Consider the following 17,953-nt stretch of genomic DNA (forward strand, 5'->3'; position numbering starts at 1 on the left):
ACGCCGTGGCTATCCCTTTTTGAAGACATTCCTCAGCCAAAAGCACAGGAACACAACATGACTCAGTCCAACTCGGTTTCGGGCAACGGTTCAGGGGCCGCTCGTGGTCTCTGGTCTTCCCGGTTGGCGTTTATTCTGGCGGCAACCGGTTCGGCCGTCGGTCTCGGTAATATCTGGAAGTTCCCCTACGTTACCGGCGAAAACGGTGGTGGCGCCTTCGTGCTGGTTTATCTGCTGTGTATCGCAGTGATCGGTATCCCCATCATGATGGCGGAAGTGTTTATCGGCCGGAATGGTCGACATAACCCCATCACCAGCATGCGGCTGGTGGCAGAGCGCAACCTCAGCGCGCCGGGCTGGCGGATCTCGGCCATCATCGGCATGATCGCGGCCTTTGTGATCCTCTCTTTCTACTCGGTGATCGGCGGCTGGGCGGCGTCCTATGTGGGACATGCCGCCATGGGCGACTTTACCGGTGGCACCGCAGACTCCATCGGTGAGTTGTTCGGCGGCCTGCTGGCCAGCCCCGGGCAGCTGCTGCTCTGGCACACGATCTTCATGGCGCTGGTTATTCTGGTGGTGTCCCAGGGACTGAAAGGAGGCCTGGAACGGGCCGTTACCATCCTGATGCCGGCCCTGTTTCTGTTGCTGCTGGTGGCGGTAGGTTATGCCACCACAACAGGCCATTTTGGTGAGGCCGTCAGCTTCCTGTTTACGCCGGACTTTGGTGCCCTGACCATCAACGGGGTTCTGATCGCCCTTGGCCACGCCTTCTTTACCTTAAGCCTCGGTATGGCCATCATGATGGCCTACGGTTCCTATCTGGGTCGGGATGTGTCCATTGGTCGCACCGCTGTCAGCGTGGCCATCATGGATACCGTCGTCGCACTCCTGGCCGGCCTGGCCATTTTCCCGGTAGTGTTTGCCAACGGTCTGGAAGCCGGTGCCGGTCCCGGACTGATTTTCCAGACCCTGCCGCTGGCCTTTGGCAATATGCCCATGGGCGGCCTGTTTGGCACCCTGTTCTTTATCCTGCTGTTGTTCGCCGCCTGGACCTCCGGTATTTCCCTGCTGGAGCCGGTAGTTGAGTGGGTTGAGGAAAAAACCAGCCTGGCCCGTACAGGCAGTTCCATCCTTGTCGGTGTGCTCTGCTGGGCGCTGGGCATTGCTTCGATTCTGTCGCTGAATGTCTGGGCCGACGTCGCGCCGCTCGCTATGTTTGAGCGCTTCGAAGGCAAGACCATCTTTGACCTTCTGGACTTCTTCACAGCCAACGTACTGCTGCCGCTCTCCGGTTTGCTGACGGCAGTATTTGTCGGCTGGTTCGTGGCCAAAGAGTCGCTGAAATCCGATCTGGCCCTTCAGGGAGGAGCCTTTACCCTCTGGTACAACCTGATCCGGTTCGTGACTCCCATCGCAGTTGCCATTGTGTTTGTTTATAACCTGATGTCGTGATGCCTGCCTGAGCGGCCTGATGGCTGCTCGCGCACAAAAAAAGCCCGGCGGGTTAAACCGTCGGGCTTTTTGTTTTTCGGCACTCGAGTATCAGTAGTTGCCAGCTTCTCGGAGGGCATCAACATGGGGGCGAACCGCTTTTATGTCTGCCGGAGGCGCATTGCTGGCGCTCTGCATCGCGCCCATGGCGCCCTCCATCATCGCCCGCATCTGAGCTTTTTGCTGGGCGGTCATATTGGGATTGTTTTCAATCTCGGCCATGGCCGCGTTCATTTCTTGCTGGGCTGCCGGGCTCTGCTGCTCCATCTCGATGGCCATCCAGGCCTGGAAGATCCGGTCGCCGGTTGCCGCCCACTCTTCAAGGCTACCGAAGCCGTGGTCCTGAACCAGATCCTCGAGCTGACCATAGGCCTGGTGACCTTCCAGCTCCTTCAGCGAATCGGAGAAAATGTGTGAGAAGTCGGGCATGGTGCCATCGTTCTGGCTGTCCATGTCTTCACTCAGGTCCTCAAACTCAGGCTCCAGCTGTTCGGCAGCCTTCAGGCTGTCGATAAACGATGAGATGGTCTGGTCGGACAGGCCCTGGGCCTGGGTGCCCGCGGAGAACAATGCGAGCAGGGTAAACAGGGTGGTGATGACTGCAGTGTGGATTGATGCAGATAATGGGCCGCGCATAAGCGTCTCTCCTTGTGTTGGGCCCCGGATTCCTTATGCCGGGAGCCCTATGAGAGTAGCGCTTTCACGGATTCACTGCCAAATTTTTGCTGGGCCCAGGCTCAGAAAAACAGGTCCGGCAGCCAGGTGGCAATTTCCGGGAAGATCATGATCAGGATGATGCCGATGATCTCCACAATCACGAAGGGAATGATCGACTTGTAGATATCCTTCATGGTGATCGACGGCGGCACGATGCCCTTCAGGTAGAACAGGTTGAAGCCGAAGGGTGGCGTCATGTAGCCGATTTCCATATTGATCACGAACAGGATGCCGAACCAGATCGGATCGAAACCCAGGGATTCCACGATGGGCATGAACACCGGCAGGGTGATCAGCATGATACCCACCGGATCCAGCACCATGGCCAGCAGGAACACGATCACCATCATGGCGATGATGATGCCCCAGGGGCCGCCGGGCACCATGTTCATCAGGCCCTCGATCAGCTCCTGGGCACCCATGCTCTGGTACGCAGCGCTGAACGCGTGGGCGGCGAACAGGATCCACATGATCATGCCGGTTAGCTTGAAGGTGCGGATCGCAGCTTCCTTCAGAATGCTCCACTTGAACTGCCGGTACACGGCGGCGGAAATCAGGGCGCCGAGAACACCCATGGCAGCAGCTTCCGTCGGGGTAGTGATGCCGCCGATGATGGAACCCAGCACCATGACCACCACGCCAATCGGCAGGAGCACGGCTCGCAGAGCCCGGAATTTTTCCGGCCAGGTGCCCCGGTCTTCTTTTGGCAGCGCCGGGGCCAGTTCCGGTTGCAGATGGCAGCGCACGATGATGTAGATAGCGGTCAGCACCATCAGAAGCACGCCCGGCATGATACCGGCGGCGAACATCTTGCCAACGGAAACACCAGTGATCAGGGCGTAGAGAATCATAAGGATGCTGGGAGGAATCAGGATGCCCCAGCCACCGCCGGTATTGATTACGCCCAGGGCCATGCTCTTATCGTAACCCCGTTCCAGCATCGACGGCAGGGCGATGGTTCCCATGGCAACCACTGCAGCGCCACTGATGCCGACCATGGCGGCAAACACCGCACAGATGCCAAGGGTGCCGAGGGCAAGGCCGCCTCTGAGGCCGCCGCACCACAGGTGCATCATCCGGTAAAGATCCCGGGCCACCCCGGTGCGTTCCAGAATCATGGCCATGAACACGAACAGAGGGATGGCGACCAGGGTGAAGCTCTCCATGGTGCCCCAGATCTGGGAGGCCACCATGTAGAAGGAATCAAAGCCCCAGGTGAAATACAGGAACACCACCGAGACGCCACCAAGCACAAACGCCAGCGGCAGGCCCAGCAGCAGGAAAAACAGCAGCGAACCGAAGAACAGGAGAGTCAGGGCTTCAATGCTCACAACTGATCTCCTTCAGATTTGGGCTCTTGAGGGGTGTAGTAATCCAGGTTGAAGGCCACGGCGATGTCTTCAAGCAGTTTGACCAACCCTTGCAGAACCAGCAGCCCGGTGCCGATGGGAATGGCCAGCTTCACCGGCCAGATAGGCGGATTCCAGGCCGAGTAGGAAGTCTCCCAGCTGGACATGGATTCCTGGGCCATGTCGATCCCGAACCAAAGCAGGGCGAGCGTGAAAATGAAAAAGACCACGGAAGTAACAATGTCCAGGGCCGCGCGTTTACGTGGCTTCAGGTGCGAATGCAACAGGTCCACGTTGACGTGGCCGCGATGGGCCATGATGTAGCCACCGGACATTATTGCGTAGATGCCGAAAAGCATCTGGGTCAGTTCGTTGGTCCAGACCGTGGGAGAATTGAGCAGATAGCGAAACCCCACTTCAAGAAGCAGGAACACGAACATTGCGAAAATCAGGAGGGCAACCCACCGTCCGATCAAATCGTTGAGACGGGTAACCCCCCTCATGAATGCGGCAATCATCACACTCATGGCGTTCTCCCACGGGATGCTGGTTTGGTTCGGGGAAAGAAAGGCCGGAGTCGAAGACCCCGGCCCCGGTCAGAGCAATCGCTGATCAGAGATAGCCGAGGTCGGCCAGGTAACCTTTCAGCATATCGAGCGCTTTCTTGGCATTCTCGCTGCGCTTGCCTTCCTCATCCCACATGGCCTGGGCGGTGGCGACCAGTTTGTTCTGGACTTCATCCGGGAGAACATTCACTTGCACGCCCTGTTCCTCGATGGCCTTGGCCAGGGTGATGCGCTCCTTGTACTGGTACTCGTTGGTGCGGATCCAGAACTGCTCGTTGAGGGCATCCTTGACGATCTTCTGCATGTCTTCCGGCAGCTTGTTCAGAGCTTTCTGGCTGACGATGATGACATCAGTGCCGGCAATGTTCAGGGCAGGCTGCACATGGTATTTGGCCACTTCATACAGGCCCATGCTGTAGGCACCCTGGGCCGCACCCCAGTGGGCGCCGTCCACGATGCCGGAATCCAGGGCTGAGTAGAGTTCACTGCCCGGAATATAGGAGGCGGCGGCTCCGGCTTCGGTCAGGAAAGTTTGCAGGGCGCCGGAGGAGCGGATCTTCAGGCTGTTGAAGTCCTCCACGCTTTCAATCGGCTCCTTGACCACCATTTCGGTGGGGTAGACTTTGTCTGTGGCCCAGTAAACGTCATGCTCTGCCGCTTCGTCCCGGAGCATCTGTTCGAATCCCAGATTCTGGTGGAAGTAGGCGGCCTCCCAGACGTTGCGAAAGGCAAACGGCAGGCCAGAGGCAATGCCGGCGAGGGAGATCTTGTCCTGGGCATAGGCCGGGGAAATAGTGCCCATTTCCAGGATGCCACGGCTTACCGCGTTGAAGGTGTCCGTGGCCTTGAACAGCGAGCCAGCCTCGTAAAGCTGCAGCTTCAGACGGCCATCAGTGCGCTCTTCCAGAACCCGTTTGATCCGGCCAAGGCTGTCTGTGTAGGAGCTGCTGGAACCGGGCCAGTGGGACTGCACCTTCCAGGTGAAGCTGTCCTGAGCAGCGGCGGGCGCTGCGGACAGCGCTGCGGTAATACCAAGGGTAAGGGCTGACGCATACACCGTCAGAGTCTTGCGAGCAGTAGCAAAGAGTTTCATGAGCGTGCCTCGTTCATTGTTGTAGTGGCTTTGCTTTGTGTTTCACTGTGCAGAACTCATAACTGCAGGGTGAATTTTATTCTCTGAATCTATCACAACATCGTGGCTTTGCAACAGGATGTTTGTCGTTCAGATTTGCAATCGGGTCTCTTGCAAGAGTAGCCCATTGAGCAGGTTCCCACCTTTCGGGCGGAAAACCGCCGTCAGCGCCCGCTACCTGTCCATCCAACGTTGCCGAAGCACAGGTAGTCGGCAGCTGCGCGGCCAGCCATTCGTTGCATTTTTCATTTTTTTCAATTCTTCACTGCTTATATTTTACTAGATGAAACCGTCTTTCAAATATGTTGACTCAAAACCGGAAGGCGTGACAAATTACGAAAACAACAGGACCACAAAGACAACACGAGGCCCCGGCCCACCTGGAACGCATGTCTGATGAGTGAGGAAAACCGCCACATTATTCATGGGCAGGATCTGCCCGGCTTCCACAGCCTGCTTGGCTACCGCCAGGCGTCCTGGGAAGAAAACGAAGCGGTCATCGAGCTTGAGCTTCGGCCCGGGCATCTGAATCTGGGTGGCGTTATCCATGGCGGCGTACTGACGTCCCTGCTGGACATTGCCATGGCGCAAGCGGGCACTTACTGCCCGTATCCGGGCCGGATGCGCAAGGCCATCACCCTGTCTCTCACCACCACGTTTACCGGCCAGTGTTCCGACGGTGTGATCCGGGTAACCGGACGCAAACGCGCCGGTGGAAGCCGGATCTTCAACAGCACGGGCGAGGTGCATGATGATCAGGGCAATCTTCTGGCCATTGCCGAGGCCACGTTCCGTATTCGCTCCGGCAGCGAAAAGCCGGAGGGCGTGCCAATCTGAGTGGTGTGATCTGAACAGGTGATTGCCGGTCTGAGGGCGGTCACGACACAAAACAACAAGAGGAAACGGCAATGTTCGAGCTGTCTGACCGGGCGAAACAGCTGCAGTCTGAGTTAAACGATTTCATGGCTGCCTACATCTATCCGAACGAAGAGACCCATCATCGCCAGATCGAAGACGCCGAGGACCGCTGGGCGCCGGTGCCCATTATTGAAGAACTGAAGCAGAAGGCCAGAGCCGCCGGCCTGTGGAACCTGTTTCTGCCTGACAGCGAATTCGGCGCAGGCCTCAGCAACTTCGAGTACGCCCACCTCTGCGAAATCATGGGCCGCTCCGCCATGGCCCCCGAGGTATTCAACTGCTCGGCACCGGATACCGGCAACATGGAAACCATTGCCCGCTATGGCAATGAGCAGCAGCAGGAACAATGGCTGAAGCCGCTCCTGGATGGCGAGATCCGCTCCTGCTTCTCCATGACCGAGCCGGACGTGGCCTCTTCCGACGCCACCAACATTGCCTGCGAGATTCGCCGCGAGGGCGATGAGTATGTGATTAACGGTCGCAAGTGGTGGTCCTCCGGCGCCATGACCCGGAACTCGAAAATCGCCATTGTCATGGGCAAGACCGATCCGGACGCCGAGAAACACAAGCAGCAATCCATGATCCTGGTGCCCCTGGACGCTCCCGGCGTGAAGATGATCCGCCCGCTGCACGTGTTTGGCTACGACCATGCCCCTCACGGCCATGCCGAAATCCATTACGACAATGTACGGGTGCCAGCCAGCAATATGCTGCTGGGGGAAGGCCGTGGTTTCGAGATTGCTCAGGGCCGCCTCGGGCCAGGCCGAATCCACCACTGCATGCGCACCATTGGCGTGGCGGAACGGGCGCTGGAGCTCATGTGCAAGCGCGCCAACGCCCGGGAGGCCTTTGGCCGGAAGCTCTCGGAGTTCGACTCCATCCGCAAGGACATCGCCCGCAGCCGTATGGAGATCGAGCAGGCCCGCCTGATGACCCTGAAAGCGGCGCACATGATGGACACCGTCGGCAACAAGGTGGCCCGCCAGGAAATTGCCATGATCAAGGTGATTGCCCCGAGTATGGCCCTGAAGGTGATTGATCGGGCTATCCAGGTGCACGGTGGTGCAGGCGTTTCCCAGGACACCTTCCTGGCCGAGGCCTGGGCCAAGGTGCGGACACTTCGCCTGGCCGACGGGCCGGATGAAGTGCACATGGATTCCATTGCCAAGATGGAGCTTCGGCAGTATCGCTGAATCGAGAACCTCTGAAACAGTGCGCGAGGACCTGACGATGAACAATCCACTGTTTGATATGACTGGCAAGGTTGCAGTGATTACCGGCTCCACCAAAGGAATCGGCCGCTCTATTGCCGAAGAAATGGCCAGGTGTGGTGCAAAAGTGGTGATCTCCAGCCGCAAGGCCGAGGCCTGTGAACAGGTGGCTGCGGAACTCAAAGCGCAGGGCTTCGAGGCCATGGCCGTTCCCTGTCACGTTGGCAAGAAAGCAGACCTGCTGAATCTGGTGGATAAAACCAACGAAGCCTGGGGCAGCATCGACGTACTCGTGTGCAACGCCGCCACCAACCCGGTCTACGGACCCACGGAAGAAATGACAGACGACGCCTGGGACAAGATCATGGACACCAACGTCAAGGGCACCTTCTGGCTCACAAACATGGTGCTGCCCCAGATGGCCGAGAAAGGCGAGGGTGCTGTGGTCCTGCTCTCCAGCATTGCAGGCCTGCGAGGCAACACCGTGATCGGCACCTACGGCGTATCCAAGGCCGCCGAAGCCGCCCTGGCCAGAAACCTGGCCGTTGAATGGGGCCCTAAAGGTATCCGGATTAATAGCATTGCCCCTGGCTTGATCAAAACCGACTTTGCGAAAGCACTCTGGGACGATCCGGTTCGTGCCAAGCAGGCGGAAGACAAAACCCCGCTGCGCAGAATCGGTGATCCGGTGGATATCGCTGGTCTGGCCGTGTTTCTGTCTACCAAAGCCAGTGCATACATCACCGGACAGGTTATCGTCGCTGACGGCGGGGAGACCATTTGCTGAGGATTGCCATACGCAATGGGGAGGCACGACAGGTGGGGGTGCCTTTGTTCCCTGCACAAAAGCACCCCCACCCGTCGGCCAGCGAATTTCAGAGATGACTGAAGGTTTAAAATAAAAATGAGCATGACCCCAGAATTGGTGGATGTTCTGCCAGCGCACAAATTTGATGAAGCCGGCCTCTTGAACTGGCTTCGGGAAGCTATACCGGGTTTCGGTACAACGCTGAACGTAAAGCAATTCCAGGGTGGGCAGTCGAATCCTACTTTTTTGCTGCTGGCCGACAGCGGTCAATACGTGCTGCGCAAAAAGCCGCCAGGGAAAACCTTGCCGTCAGCTCACATGGTCGAGCGGGAATACAAGGTCATGCGGGCACTGGGTGAACATACAGACGTACCGGTGCCCAACGTCAGGGTGCTGTGTGAAGACGCCGACGTGATTGGTACGCCGTTTTACGTGATGGATTTTATGGCCGGGCGGATCATCACTCACTCGGCGCTTCGGGACCTGAGCCGTGACGACCGGCTGCCCGCGTATCATTCGGCCATCGATACCCTCGCAGCGCTGCATTCGGTCGATGTTAATGCCGTCGGCCTGGGAGATTACGGACGTCCGGAAGGCTACGTGGCGCGTCAGGTAGCACGCTGGAGCAAACAGTACCTGGCCTCAAAAACCGATGACCTGCCCGCCATGGACAAACTGATGGCCTGGTTGCCGGAACATCTGCCAGCGAAGGATGAAACCGCTATTGCCCACGGCGACTACCGCTTCGGCAACCTGATGCTGGCGCCGGACCGACCGGACGTAATCGCCATTCTGGACTGGGAGCTGTCCACTCTGGGCCATCCGCTGGCGGACCTGGCCTATTTCTGTCTGCCCTTCTACTTGCCTGCCGATATGGAGGGCATGCGCGGATTACAGGGTGAAAACCTTGAGGCGCTGGGTCTTCCGGACGAGCAGGCTATTATCCGCCGGTACTGCGAGAAGACGGGCCGGGAAGGCATCGAGGACTGGCATGTGTTCCTGGCGTTCTCGTTGTTCCGGCTCGCGGCCATCCTGCAGGGGGTCTACAAGCGGGCCCTGGATGGCAATGCCGCCAATGCGAACGCCCTCGAGGTGGGCAAGCGGGCAAGCCTGCTGGCCGACACTGGCTGGAAGATTGCCTGCGAAGGTGCGAAGCCCTGAGATATCAGATTTACCGTGGAGAATAACAAGATGTTTGATCGTCACTACAAGGTCTGGCCCAAAGAACTGCCGAAAACCATGACCCTGCCGAAAACCAGCGTTTACACCAACCTGGAGATTTCGGCGCGGCGCTACCCGGACCACACCGCCGTTATCTTCTACGACGCGCCCATTTCCTACCGGCGCCTCAACGAAGAGGTGGAAACGATGGCCGGCTACCTGCAGGCGCAAGGCGTGAAGAAGGGAGATCGGGTACTGCTGTATATGCAGAACTCACCCCAGTACGTGATTTCCTATTACGCCATCCTGCGGGCCGATGCGGTCGTGATTCCGGTTAATCCGATGAACCGGTCTGCGGAGCTGGAGCATTTCATTGCCGATACCGGTGCTTCGGTTTGCCTGGCCGGCCAGGAACTGGCGGGTTTTATTGCACCGATGATTGGCGACAGCAATCTTGAACAGGTGGTGGTGGCTTCCTACAGCACCTACATCGATCCCGAGACGGATCTGGACCTGCCCGCTGAAGTGGCGGCACCGGCCTGGTCACAGGAAATGCCGGGGGTGGTTAGCTGGGAGGCAGCCATGGCAGCCGGACATACGCCGGCACCGCACACGGCCACCCCGGATGATCTGGCGGTGATTCCCTACAGTTCCGGCACCACCGGTGCACCGAAGGGCTGCATGCACACCCATCGGTCGGTAATGGCTACGGCCATCCACCGGATATTCTGGAACCTGACCACGCCAGACAGCGTGCAGCTGTCGACACTGCCGTTCTTCCATGTAACCGGAATGACAGGTTCGATGAATGGCCCCATCGCGGCAGGCGCGGCCTCGGTGATCATGACTCGCTGGGACCGGACCACCGCCTCAAGACTGATTGAGCGCTACAAAGTCACTGGCTGGACCAACATCGTCACCATGGCGGTGGATTTTCTGTCCAACCCGGATATCGGCAAGTACGACCTGAGCAGCCTCAACATGATTGGCGGCGGCGGTGCGACCATGCCCTCTGCCGTGGCTGAAAAGCTCAAGCGGATGACCGGGCTGGACTACATCGAGGGCTACGGCCTTTCGGAAACTATGGCGGCCACTCACATCAACCCGAACGCCCATCCCAAGTCCCAGTGTCTGGGCATTCCGGTATTCGATGTCGACAGCCGGATCATTGATGTCGATACGCTGGAGGAGAAAGGTCCGGGCGAGACCGGGGAGATTGTTTCGTGTGGGCCCCAGGTTACCCAGGGGTACTGGAATCGGCCGGCAGAAACCGAGGCGGCGTTTGTGGAGATCGACGGCAAACAGTTTTTCCGGACCGGGGATCTGGGCTATTACGACGAGGACGGCTATTTCTTCATGGTTGATCGCGTCAAGCGGATGATCAACGCCTCCGGCTACAAGGTCTGGCCATCAGAAGTCGAGGGGCTGATGTACCGACACCCGGCGATACACGAGGTCTGTATTATTTCGGCGCCGGACCCCAAGCGCGGTGAGACGGTCAAGGCCTGCATTGTGCTGACACCGGAGGCCGAGGGCCAGACCACGGCCGAAGACATCGTCGCCTGGTGCAAGGAGCAGATGGCTACCTACAAGGTGCCGACCATTGTTGAGTTCGTGGATCAATTGCCGAAGTCGCCCACGGGCAAACTGATGTGGCGGGCGCTGCAGGAGGAAGAGTGGAGGGGCAAGAACTGACTGTTATGGTCGTAACCCAGTCAGCTTGAGGGTTGCTTCTCATCACTTTCAGTTGCATCGGAGCCGTCGTTATCGGCCGGCAAAGGGTCCCGGTTAACATACACCGAGCCAATAGGATGAGAAGCCCGGCGCTGAAGCAGTTGCGCAAACTCCAGCAGCAGCTGCCGATCCTGCTCCAGCAGCGAAATGAAGGTTGCATTCAGGGCGACTTGCTCTGAATCCAGTTGTTTCTTCTCGGCGACTGAGAAAATGTCGGTTAGTGAGAGGCTTAACGCTTGTGCAAGGCGATAGAGCAACTCAAGGCTTGGTCTTGCCTGGTCCCGTTCGATGCGGGAAAGGTTGCCAACATGAGAATCGCAACGTTCTGCCAGATCTGCGAGCGTCATTCCCCGTTCTTTTCTTAAACGCCTGATTGCCTGACCTAAACTCATCGCGTGCCCCGGTTTCCAAGACGATGATATTACAAACAAAATTCCCAACAGACAAAGTTTCAAAATGCACATAAAATAGCTTCAAATTAAGCTTTCTAGGCATTAATTCGGGCCTGCTCAGTTTCAATGAGTGGTCATTTATTATCCTATTCCTATCGCCCCAGGTTGTAACCTGTTTTCCTCGTCTCTCAGGGGTTCAGGAAGTAGTGGCTCAGGAAGATCGACGGTTCGCCTTCTTCTGTCTGGTCAACAAGGCAGGTACATCGGTTACAGGCAGCGGGCGGGAGAAGTAGAAGCCCTGCCCGACGATGGGTCAGGCAGGGATTTCGGTAGGAAGATTCCATTCTGCTTTCTATTCAGGGGCCCATTCGAGCATCCGGTTATTGTTATTTTGGGCCTCTGGATTCTTGTATAGCGGCCGGATCCGCTTTTACTGCAACAACTCTGCGTATTGCTCCAGATGGAAGTCGTCATCGCCGAACTGATGATTGATCATCACCAGGCGCTTGGCGTAGTGGGCAAAGTTGTATTCCCAGGTCATGCCAATGCCGCCGTGGGACTGGATACCCTGCTCGGAAATGAACTGGCCACTGCGGCCGACGACATTCTTGGCGGCTGCCAGGATTCGCCGGCGCTCGTCGCTCTGGGGCTCGTCGGCGACGCTCGCCGCCAGGATCGCCATGGAGCGGGCCTGTTCGAGCTCAGACATCATGTCCACCATCCGGTGCTGGAGCACCTGGAATTTGCCGATGGGCACGCCGAACTGCTTGCGTTGTTTCAGGTATTCCAGAGTCAGGTCACAGGCCACTTCCATGGCGCCTACCGCCTCACCGCACAGTGCGGAGATGGCGCGTCCGGTCTGGTATTCAATGATTTCTGCAGCCTTGCCTTCCTCGCCGAGCAGGGCGTCGGAGCCTAGTTGGAGGTTGTTCAGGAAGAGGTCACAGCCCTTGGAGCCATCCACGGTCGGGTATGTCCGGCGTTCAAGGCCTTCCGTGTCTGCGGGTACCAGGAACAGGCTGATGCCTTGGGCATCGCGGCTGTCGCCAGAGGTGCGGGCCGACACCACCATGACATCGGCGCAATGGCCACCGATCACCACAGCCTTTCGTCCGTTCAGGGTATAGCCCTCACCGGACTTCTCCGCGCGGGTTTCCACATCGTTCAGGTTGTAGAAACTCTGGGGTTCCTGAAGTCCAACAGCTGCACGAATCTCGCCGCTTGCGATACCGCCAAGCCACTGTTCCTGCTGCTCGCTGTTGCCGGCCTGGCTGATCAGCCCGCCGCCCAGAACAACGGATTGCAGGTAGGGCTCAATGCACAGGCCGCGACCGAGTTCGGTCATCACGCTCTGCACTTCAACGCCACTGCCGCCAAAACCACCCAGTTCTTCCGCGAAGGGCACCGCGGTAAGGCCAAGCTCACCCAGCTGTTTCCAGAAGTCGGCGCTGAAACCCAGCTCCGATTCGCTGTATTCCAGGCGCTTCTCAAAGCTGTATTCACCGCGCACCAGGCGGGCCACGGTGTCCTGCAGCATCTGCTGCTCTTCGTTGAGTCGGAAATCCATGGTCGCCTCCTTAAAGCCCGAGAATCATTTTCGACACGATATTCTTCTGGATCTCGTTGGATCCGCCGAAAATCGACAGCTTGCGGTTGTTGAAGTACTGGGGAGTTACCGGTGCGGCGTTCTCGTCCGAGAGGAAATCGCCGTCGTAATCCAGGTCCATTTCCTCTTCCACAAACGGGATGGCATAGGGACCAATGGCTCGGCGGGCCAGGTCGTTGATGGTCTGACGGATTTCGGTACCGCGTACTTTCAGCATGGAGCTTTCCGCACCCGGCATGCCGCCGCCTTCCACCGAGGCGATAATGCGCAGGTTGCTGATTGACGCCGCCATCAGGTCAATCTCAACCTTGGCAATGCGCTGGCTGAACGACGCATCCTCTATTAGCGGGCGACCGTTCTTGGTCCGGCGGGTCGCCAGCTCCTTCAGGTGCTGCAATGCGGCTTTGGAAATGCCGATGCCGGCCAGACCGGTGCGTTCGTAGGTCAGCAGGTACTTGGCGTAGGTCCAGCCCTTGTCTTCCTCGCCCACGAGATTCTCCACGGGAACTTTCACATCCTCGAAGAACACTTCGTTAACTTCGTGCTCGCCATCAAGAGTGATGATAGGGCGCACGGTAATGCCTGGGGTGTCCATGTCCATCAGCAGGAAGGAAATGCCTTCCTGCGCTTTCACCTCGGTATTGGTGCGAACCAAGCAGAAAATCATGTTGGCGTGCTGGCCCAGGGTGGTCCAGGTTTTCTGGCCATTCACAATGTAATGGTCGCCGTCGCGCACTGCCCGGGTCTTGAGAGAGGCCAGGTCCGAGCCCGCGCCCGGCTCGGAATAGCCCTGGCACCACCAGTCTTCGCCAGTGAGAATGCGTGGCAGGTATCTCTGTTTCTGCTCTTCGGTGCCAAACTTGATAATCACTGGCGCCACCATGTTTACGCCGAAGGGTACAGAGCGCGGTGCGCCATAGCGGGACGACTCTTCGTCCCAGATGTGCTTCTGAACAGGACTCCAGTTCACACCGCCGTATTCTTCCGGCCAATGGGTGGCGTACCAGCCCTGTTCATTGAGGATCTTTTGCCAGCGCTGATGGTCTTCTTTGGATAGCCGGCGGAACCCCTTTACCTTGGCGGCGATATCCGCAGGCAGTTTCTCATCCAGGAATGCGCGGACTTCGTCACGGAAAGCGAGTTCCTCGGCGGTGTAGTTCAAGTTCATGGGGAAAACCTCGTTCGCGTTGATCTGTCTATCAGCTGAAAGCCTGGATGCCGGTCTGTCCGCGACCCAGAATCAGGGCGTGGACGTCGTGGGTACCCTCGTAGGTGTTCACCGCCTCGAGGTTCATCACGTGGCGAATCACATGGTACTCGTCGGAAATGCCGTTACCGCCGTGCATGTCCCGGGCAACCCGGGCGATGTCCAGGGCTTTGCCACAATTGTTGCGCTTGAGCAGTGAAATGGCGTCCGGTGTTACCGTGCCGGCATCCATCATCCGGCCCAGCTGGAGAACCGCCTGCAGGCCGATAGTGATCTCTGTCTGCATGTCCACCAGCTTTTTCTGGACCAGCTGGTTGGCAGCCAGGGGCTTGCCGAACTGTATGCGCTCCAGGGTGTAATTGCGGGCGGCATGCCAGCAGAACTCGGCAGCACCGAGCGAACCCCAGCTAATGCCAAAACGGGCCTTGTTCAGACAGCTGAAGGGGCCTTTCAGGCCCTCTACGTCCAGACGATTCTCTTCCGGAACGAACACCTCATCCATGAAGATGGAGCCGGTCTCCGACGCCCGCAGGGAGAATTTGCCCTCGATCTTTGGCGTGTCCAGACCTTTGGCGCCCTCGCGCTCAATCACAAAGCCGTTCACCTTTCCGTCCAGTTTGGCCCAGACCACGCAGACATCTGCAATCGGAGAGTTGGTGATCCAGGTTTTTGAACCGCTCAGCAGGTACCCGCCGTCGACCTTTTTGGCTCGGGTTTCCATGCCGCTGGGGTCGGACCCGTGATTGGGTTCGGTCAGACCAAAGCAGCCAACGTACTCGCCGGAGGCCAGCTTGGGCAGGATGCGTTTTTTCATCGCTTCCTTACCGTAGGAATAGATCGGGTACATGACCAGGGAAGACTGAACGCTCAGGGCCGAGCGGTAGGCCGAGTCCACCCTCTCCACTTCCCGGGCAATCAGGCCGTAGCAGACATGGTTCAGCCCGGGCCCACCGTATTCTTCCGGTAGGGTCGCGCCCAGCATGCCGAGTTCACCCATCTGGTTAAAGATGGTGCGATCGAACGTTTCATGGCGGTTGGCCTCGGTGATGCCAGGCATCAGTTGCTCATCACAGAAGCTGCGGATGCTGTCTCGAACCTGACGCTCGGTTTCATCCAGTTGGGAATCGAAACCGAGCAGATCATTCCAGGGTGCGGAAGCCATTTTGTACTCTCCTGAAAGCGAATATCGAAAGTCCGGTTCTAGGGCTGCCGGACCAATCTGTGCTATCTTTGTGCTAACTGTGTTTCATTAAGCGAAACACAGTTTTGTAATTTGCTACTGAAAGACTAATCCGGGTGTTGTGGAAATGCAAGCAGTGTTCAAACCTGACCAGGCGACCCTGTTGTGAGCGGCATGCTGCAGTGGCTGGTCTCCCTGGCCGTCGTTACAGAGCTGGTGGCCATCTGCCTGGAACACCGGCAACTGAGTGCGCTGGCGGGCCTGATGTTCGTTACCGCCTTTCTGGTGGGTGCCGGGCGCCTGCAGGGGTATGCCCGAATGCTCCTGGTTGTCGCCCTTGTGGTGCTGGCGGGCCTCGCCTGGCTTGGTTCTCTGGGCAACGGGCAGCTTCTGAAGGCTGCGTCCGACGCGGCTTTCTATTCCGCGTTTTTGGGCAGCCTGGGCATGATGCAGTGCCTGGTGCGACGGTTCGAAGTCTTGCGGCGGATTCACGATGTGTTGCTGGGCGGCAAGCCCATTCTGCTCTATCCCAAGTACGCCCTGGTCAGTTGTGGTGTTGCCACGGTTCTGAGCTTTGGCATGATGAACCTTCTGTGTGGAAGTCTCTCCGAAACCCTGCGTGAGCGCGGGATTACCGGCGAGTCCCGTCTCCAGTGGTTGCGCAGTGTTCTGATCAGCGCCCTGAGAGGGTTTGCCCTGGTGCCTCTGGTGGCGCCCACCAGTGTCGCTGTAGCAATTCTTACCCGGGAGCTGCCCCAGTTGAGCTGGTCTCAGCTGCTGCCGTTCGGAGTGGTTGCGGCCCTTCTGATGGTGCTGATTGGCTGGGTGCTGGAACAGCGACGGTTCCGCAAGGTCAGCAGTGAACGCATCGCCGTAGAAGGCTGGCTCCCGGGCACCGGGCGTCTGCTGTTCCTTATCTTGCTGGTATTCACGGTTATGGCGGGCCTGGTGGCGACGACCGGCTTTAAGGTGTCGGTGGCAGCCATGCTGTCGGTGCCGACCGTGACACTGGTTTACATGCTGTGGCAGGAACGGGGGCTGATGCCGGTTCTCAAGGAAGGTGCTGGCCAGGTATGGGGTATGCAGAATGAAATGGCCATTTTCGCCGCCTCGGCCATTCTTGGTGTTGCCCTGTCTGCGGTCATCCCGGCAGATGCGCTTGCGGGTCTTGTCGCCACTGGCGGAGGCGTTTTCCTGGTTGCAGTTGTTGGCATGCTGATGCTGCCCATGTTCTCCATGATCGGCATCATTCCCATCACGGTTCTGAGTGTTCAGGCCGGTTTGTTGCCCCAATTGGTGGCCGAGGGGATGGAGCTGCTTCCGGTTGCGGTGGCCCTGGTGATTGGCTTTTCCCTGGCCATGATGCTGTCGCCTTTTGGCCCTTCGGTTATGTTGTTGTCCCGGTTCGGGCAGATTCCCCGTTGGGTTGTGGCGTTTCGATGGAATGGTCTGTTTGCGCTAATAACGCTGCCAGTACTTTTGGTGCTGACAGCGCTGGTGGCCTGGCTGGCGCCGGGTTAGTAGCCCCGGTCGGTATCCACAATCCCTGAAATAGCGCGCCCGGCGGCATGGTCCCGGATCTTGCCGGTAATCTGCTCAATGGTGGCATCCCGAAGGGTCCGGGCCGAGATGTGAGGAGTGATCGTGACCTCCTTCCGTTGCCAGAATGGGTGCCCCTCCGGCAGGGGTTCCTTGCGGAACACGTCGAGCGAGGCACGCAGCAGTTTGCCCTCGTCCAGCGCCCGAAGCAGGTCATCCTCAACCAGATGCTCACCCCGGCCAACGTTGATCAGCACGGCACCCGGCTGGAGCTGGCTCAGCAGATCATAGTTGATGATGCCCCGGGTTTCGTCGGTCAGGGGCAGTGTGTTCACCAGAACACGGGTGGATTGCAGAAAGTCGCCCAGCTGGTCCGGACCGGCGTAGGTGCTGACACCCTCCACGCTGTGCTTTCCGCGGGCCCAGCCACTCACCTGATAATCCAGATCGGCCAAGGTGCGGGCGACCCGTTTACCGATATGACCCAGCCCCATAACACCCACCGGCCATTCGCTGCGCTTGATCGGGCGATGAATCTTCCAGACGCCCTGGCGCTGCTGCTCCCGATAGGTTTCCATTCCGCGGCTGGCTTCCAGCAGCTGATGCAGCACGTACTCCGCCATCTGTACCGACATGCCCGCGTCTTCCAGGCGCACAATCGTGAGGTATTTCGGCAGATTGGCAACCTTGAGCAGTCCGTCAATGCCGGCACCCAGGTTGAACACCGCCTTCAGGTGCGTTTCCCGCTCGAACAGCGCCTCAGGTGGTTGCCACACGATCGCGTAATCGGCGTCAACAGCGGGCCCCTCCGGATCCCAGACGAAAATCTCTGCATCCGGTAACTGCTCCTGGATAGGCACTGTCCAGCGTTCCGGTTTCGGGTCGCCTGCCACAAAAAGAATCTTCATTTTGCCTCCGGGGGTCGCCACAGGGGACGTT

The 17,953-nt window shown here is 58.4% G+C and carries 16 protein-coding genes; 7 read left to right on the plus strand and 9 right to left on the minus strand.

Features of this window, described 5'->3' with window-relative positions; all coding sequences use genetic code 11:
- Window positions 1-57 precede the first annotated feature (57 nt).
- On the plus strand, window positions 58-1,455 hold the full coding sequence (locus AC5JQH_RS10915; RefSeq protein WP_273069125.1) for a sodium-dependent transporter: 1,398 nt from the start codon (window positions 58-60) through the stop codon (window positions 1,453-1,455).
- 90 nt (window positions 1,456-1,545) lie between these two features.
- On the opposite strand, the gene AC5JQH_RS10920 is transcribed toward AC5JQH_RS10915, so the two are convergent.
- The 4 genes from AC5JQH_RS10920 to dctP all read right to left on the minus strand — a co-directional run bounded on the left by AC5JQH_RS10920 (window position 1,546) and on the right by dctP (window position 5,219).
- Window positions 1,546-2,130, minus strand: a complete 585-nt coding sequence (locus tag AC5JQH_RS10920; protein ID WP_491713258.1) for a hypothetical protein — start codon at window positions 2,128-2,130, stop codon at window positions 1,546-1,548.
- 101 nt (window positions 2,131-2,231) lie between these two features.
- Window positions 2,232-3,542 carry a TRAP transporter large permease gene (locus AC5JQH_RS10925; RefSeq protein ID WP_008177017.1) on the minus strand — a complete coding sequence of 437 codons (1,311 nt, stop codon included), beginning with the start codon at window positions 3,540-3,542 and terminating at the stop codon, window positions 2,232-2,234.
- Window positions 3,539-4,087, minus strand: coding sequence for a TRAP transporter small permease subunit (locus AC5JQH_RS10930; RefSeq protein WP_491713259.1), 549 nt, complete (start codon window positions 4,085-4,087; stop codon window positions 3,539-3,541). The genes AC5JQH_RS10925 and AC5JQH_RS10930 overlap by 4 nt, the downstream gene beginning before the upstream one ends.
- Before the next feature lie 85 nt (window positions 4,088-4,172).
- The gene (gene dctP / locus AC5JQH_RS10935) at window positions 4,173-5,219 is read right to left on the minus strand and encodes a TRAP transporter substrate-binding protein DctP (RefSeq protein ID WP_491713260.1); all 1,047 of its coding nucleotides are present in this window, start codon (window positions 5,217-5,219) and stop codon (window positions 4,173-4,175) included.
- A gap of 435 nt (window positions 5,220-5,654) precedes the next feature.
- On the opposite strand from dctP, the gene AC5JQH_RS10940 reads away from it, so the two are divergent.
- From AC5JQH_RS10940 to AC5JQH_RS10960, 5 genes are all read left to right on the plus strand, one after another.
- On the plus strand, window positions 5,655-6,095 hold the full coding sequence (locus AC5JQH_RS10940; RefSeq protein ID WP_288944526.1) for a PaaI family thioesterase: 441 nt from the start codon (window positions 5,655-5,657) through the stop codon (window positions 6,093-6,095).
- Between the two features lie 71 nt (window positions 6,096-6,166).
- On the plus strand, window positions 6,167-7,369 hold the full coding sequence (locus tag AC5JQH_RS10945; protein ID WP_288944525.1) for an acyl-CoA dehydrogenase family protein: 1,203 nt from the start codon (window positions 6,167-6,169) through the stop codon (window positions 7,367-7,369).
- 37 nt (window positions 7,370-7,406) lie between these two features.
- On the plus strand, window positions 7,407-8,174 hold the full coding sequence (locus AC5JQH_RS10950) for an SDR family NAD(P)-dependent oxidoreductase (protein ID WP_288944523.1): 768 nt from the start codon (window positions 7,407-7,409) through the stop codon (window positions 8,172-8,174).
- 117 nt (window positions 8,175-8,291) lie between these two features.
- The gene (locus tag AC5JQH_RS10955; protein WP_485526497.1) at window positions 8,292-9,356 is read left to right on the plus strand and encodes a phosphotransferase; all 1,065 of its coding nucleotides are present in this window, start codon (window positions 8,292-8,294) and stop codon (window positions 9,354-9,356) included.
- 30 nt (window positions 9,357-9,386) lie between these two features.
- Window positions 9,387-11,051 (plus strand): long-chain fatty acid--CoA ligase, encoded by a 1,665-nt coding sequence (locus AC5JQH_RS10960; protein ID WP_459421356.1) that lies wholly within the window; start codon window positions 9,387-9,389, stop codon window positions 11,049-11,051.
- 20 nt (window positions 11,052-11,071) lie between these two features.
- Here the strand turns inward: AC5JQH_RS10960 and AC5JQH_RS10965 are convergent, their stop codons facing one another.
- From AC5JQH_RS10965 to AC5JQH_RS10980, 4 genes are all read right to left on the minus strand, one after another.
- Window positions 11,072-11,554 carry a helix-turn-helix domain-containing protein gene (locus AC5JQH_RS10965; protein ID WP_491713262.1) on the minus strand — a complete coding sequence of 161 codons (483 nt, stop codon included), beginning with the start codon at window positions 11,552-11,554 and terminating at the stop codon, window positions 11,072-11,074.
- Between the two features lie 358 nt (window positions 11,555-11,912).
- On the minus strand, window positions 11,913-13,049 hold the full coding sequence (locus tag AC5JQH_RS10970; RefSeq protein WP_485526499.1) for an acyl-CoA dehydrogenase family protein: 1,137 nt from the start codon (window positions 13,047-13,049) through the stop codon (window positions 11,913-11,915).
- Between the two features lie 10 nt (window positions 13,050-13,059).
- Window positions 13,060-14,256 (minus strand): acyl-CoA dehydrogenase family protein, encoded by a 1,197-nt coding sequence (locus AC5JQH_RS10975; protein WP_008177045.1) that lies wholly within the window; start codon window positions 14,254-14,256, stop codon window positions 13,060-13,062.
- A gap of 31 nt (window positions 14,257-14,287) precedes the next feature.
- On the minus strand, window positions 14,288-15,457 hold the full coding sequence (locus tag AC5JQH_RS10980) for an acyl-CoA dehydrogenase (protein WP_493805583.1): 1,170 nt from the start codon (window positions 15,455-15,457) through the stop codon (window positions 14,288-14,290).
- 192 nt (window positions 15,458-15,649) lie between these two features.
- On the opposite strand from AC5JQH_RS10980, the gene AC5JQH_RS10985 reads away from it, so the two are divergent.
- Window positions 15,650-16,996 (plus strand): hypothetical protein, encoded by a 1,347-nt coding sequence (locus AC5JQH_RS10985; RefSeq protein ID WP_459421361.1) that lies wholly within the window; start codon window positions 15,650-15,652, stop codon window positions 16,994-16,996.
- Here the strand turns inward: AC5JQH_RS10985 and AC5JQH_RS10990 are convergent.
- Complete coding sequence (locus AC5JQH_RS10990) at window positions 16,993-17,922, minus strand: 2-hydroxyacid dehydrogenase (RefSeq protein WP_493805584.1); 930 nt, start codon at window positions 17,920-17,922, stop codon at window positions 16,993-16,995. The genes AC5JQH_RS10985 and AC5JQH_RS10990 overlap by 4 nt on opposite strands.
- Window positions 17,923-17,953 lie beyond the last annotated feature (31 nt).

The sequence above is a fragment of the Marinobacter sp. H13 genome, assembly GCF_059072335.1.

Coding starts and splice junctions, on each gene's coding strand:
- AC5JQH_RS10915 (WP_273069125.1), top strand. CDS start 58: ATGACTCAGTCCAACTCGGTTTCGGGCAACGGTTCAGGGGCCGCTCGT.
- AC5JQH_RS10920 (WP_491713258.1), bottom strand. CDS start 2,130: ATGCGCGGCCCATTATCTGCATCAATCCACACTGCAGTCATCACCACC.
- AC5JQH_RS10930 (WP_491713259.1), bottom strand. CDS start 4,087: ATGAGTGTGATGATTGCCGCATTCATGAGGGGGGTTACCCGTCTCAAC.
- dctP (WP_491713260.1), bottom strand. CDS start 5,219: ATGAAACTCTTTGCTACTGCTCGCAAGACTCTGACGGTGTATGCGTCA.
- AC5JQH_RS10940 (WP_288944526.1), top strand. CDS start 5,655: ATGAGTGAGGAAAACCGCCACATTATTCATGGGCAGGATCTGCCCGGC.
- AC5JQH_RS10945 (WP_288944525.1), top strand. CDS start 6,167: ATGTTCGAGCTGTCTGACCGGGCGAAACAGCTGCAGTCTGAGTTAAAC.
- AC5JQH_RS10950 (WP_288944523.1), top strand. CDS start 7,407: ATGAACAATCCACTGTTTGATATGACTGGCAAGGTTGCAGTGATTACC.
- AC5JQH_RS10955 (WP_485526497.1), top strand. CDS start 8,292: ATGAGCATGACCCCAGAATTGGTGGATGTTCTGCCAGCGCACAAATTT.
- AC5JQH_RS10960 (WP_459421356.1), top strand. CDS start 9,387: ATGTTTGATCGTCACTACAAGGTCTGGCCCAAAGAACTGCCGAAAACC.
- AC5JQH_RS10965 (WP_491713262.1), bottom strand. CDS start 11,554: ATGTGCATTTTGAAACTTTGTCTGTTGGGAATTTTGTTTGTAATATCA.
- AC5JQH_RS10970 (WP_485526499.1), bottom strand. CDS start 13,049: ATGGATTTCCGACTCAACGAAGAGCAGCAGATGCTGCAGGACACCGTG.
- AC5JQH_RS10975 (WP_008177045.1), bottom strand. CDS start 14,256: ATGAACTTGAACTACACCGCCGAGGAACTCGCTTTCCGTGACGAAGTC.
- AC5JQH_RS10980 (WP_493805583.1), bottom strand. CDS start 15,457: ATGGCTTCCGCACCCTGGAATGATCTGCTCGGTTTCGATTCCCAACTG.
- AC5JQH_RS10985 (WP_459421361.1), top strand. CDS start 15,650: ATGCTGCAGTGGCTGGTCTCCCTGGCCGTCGTTACAGAGCTGGTGGCC.
- AC5JQH_RS10990 (WP_493805584.1), bottom strand. CDS start 17,922: ATGAAGATTCTTTTTGTGGCAGGCGACCCGAAACCGGAACGCTGGACA.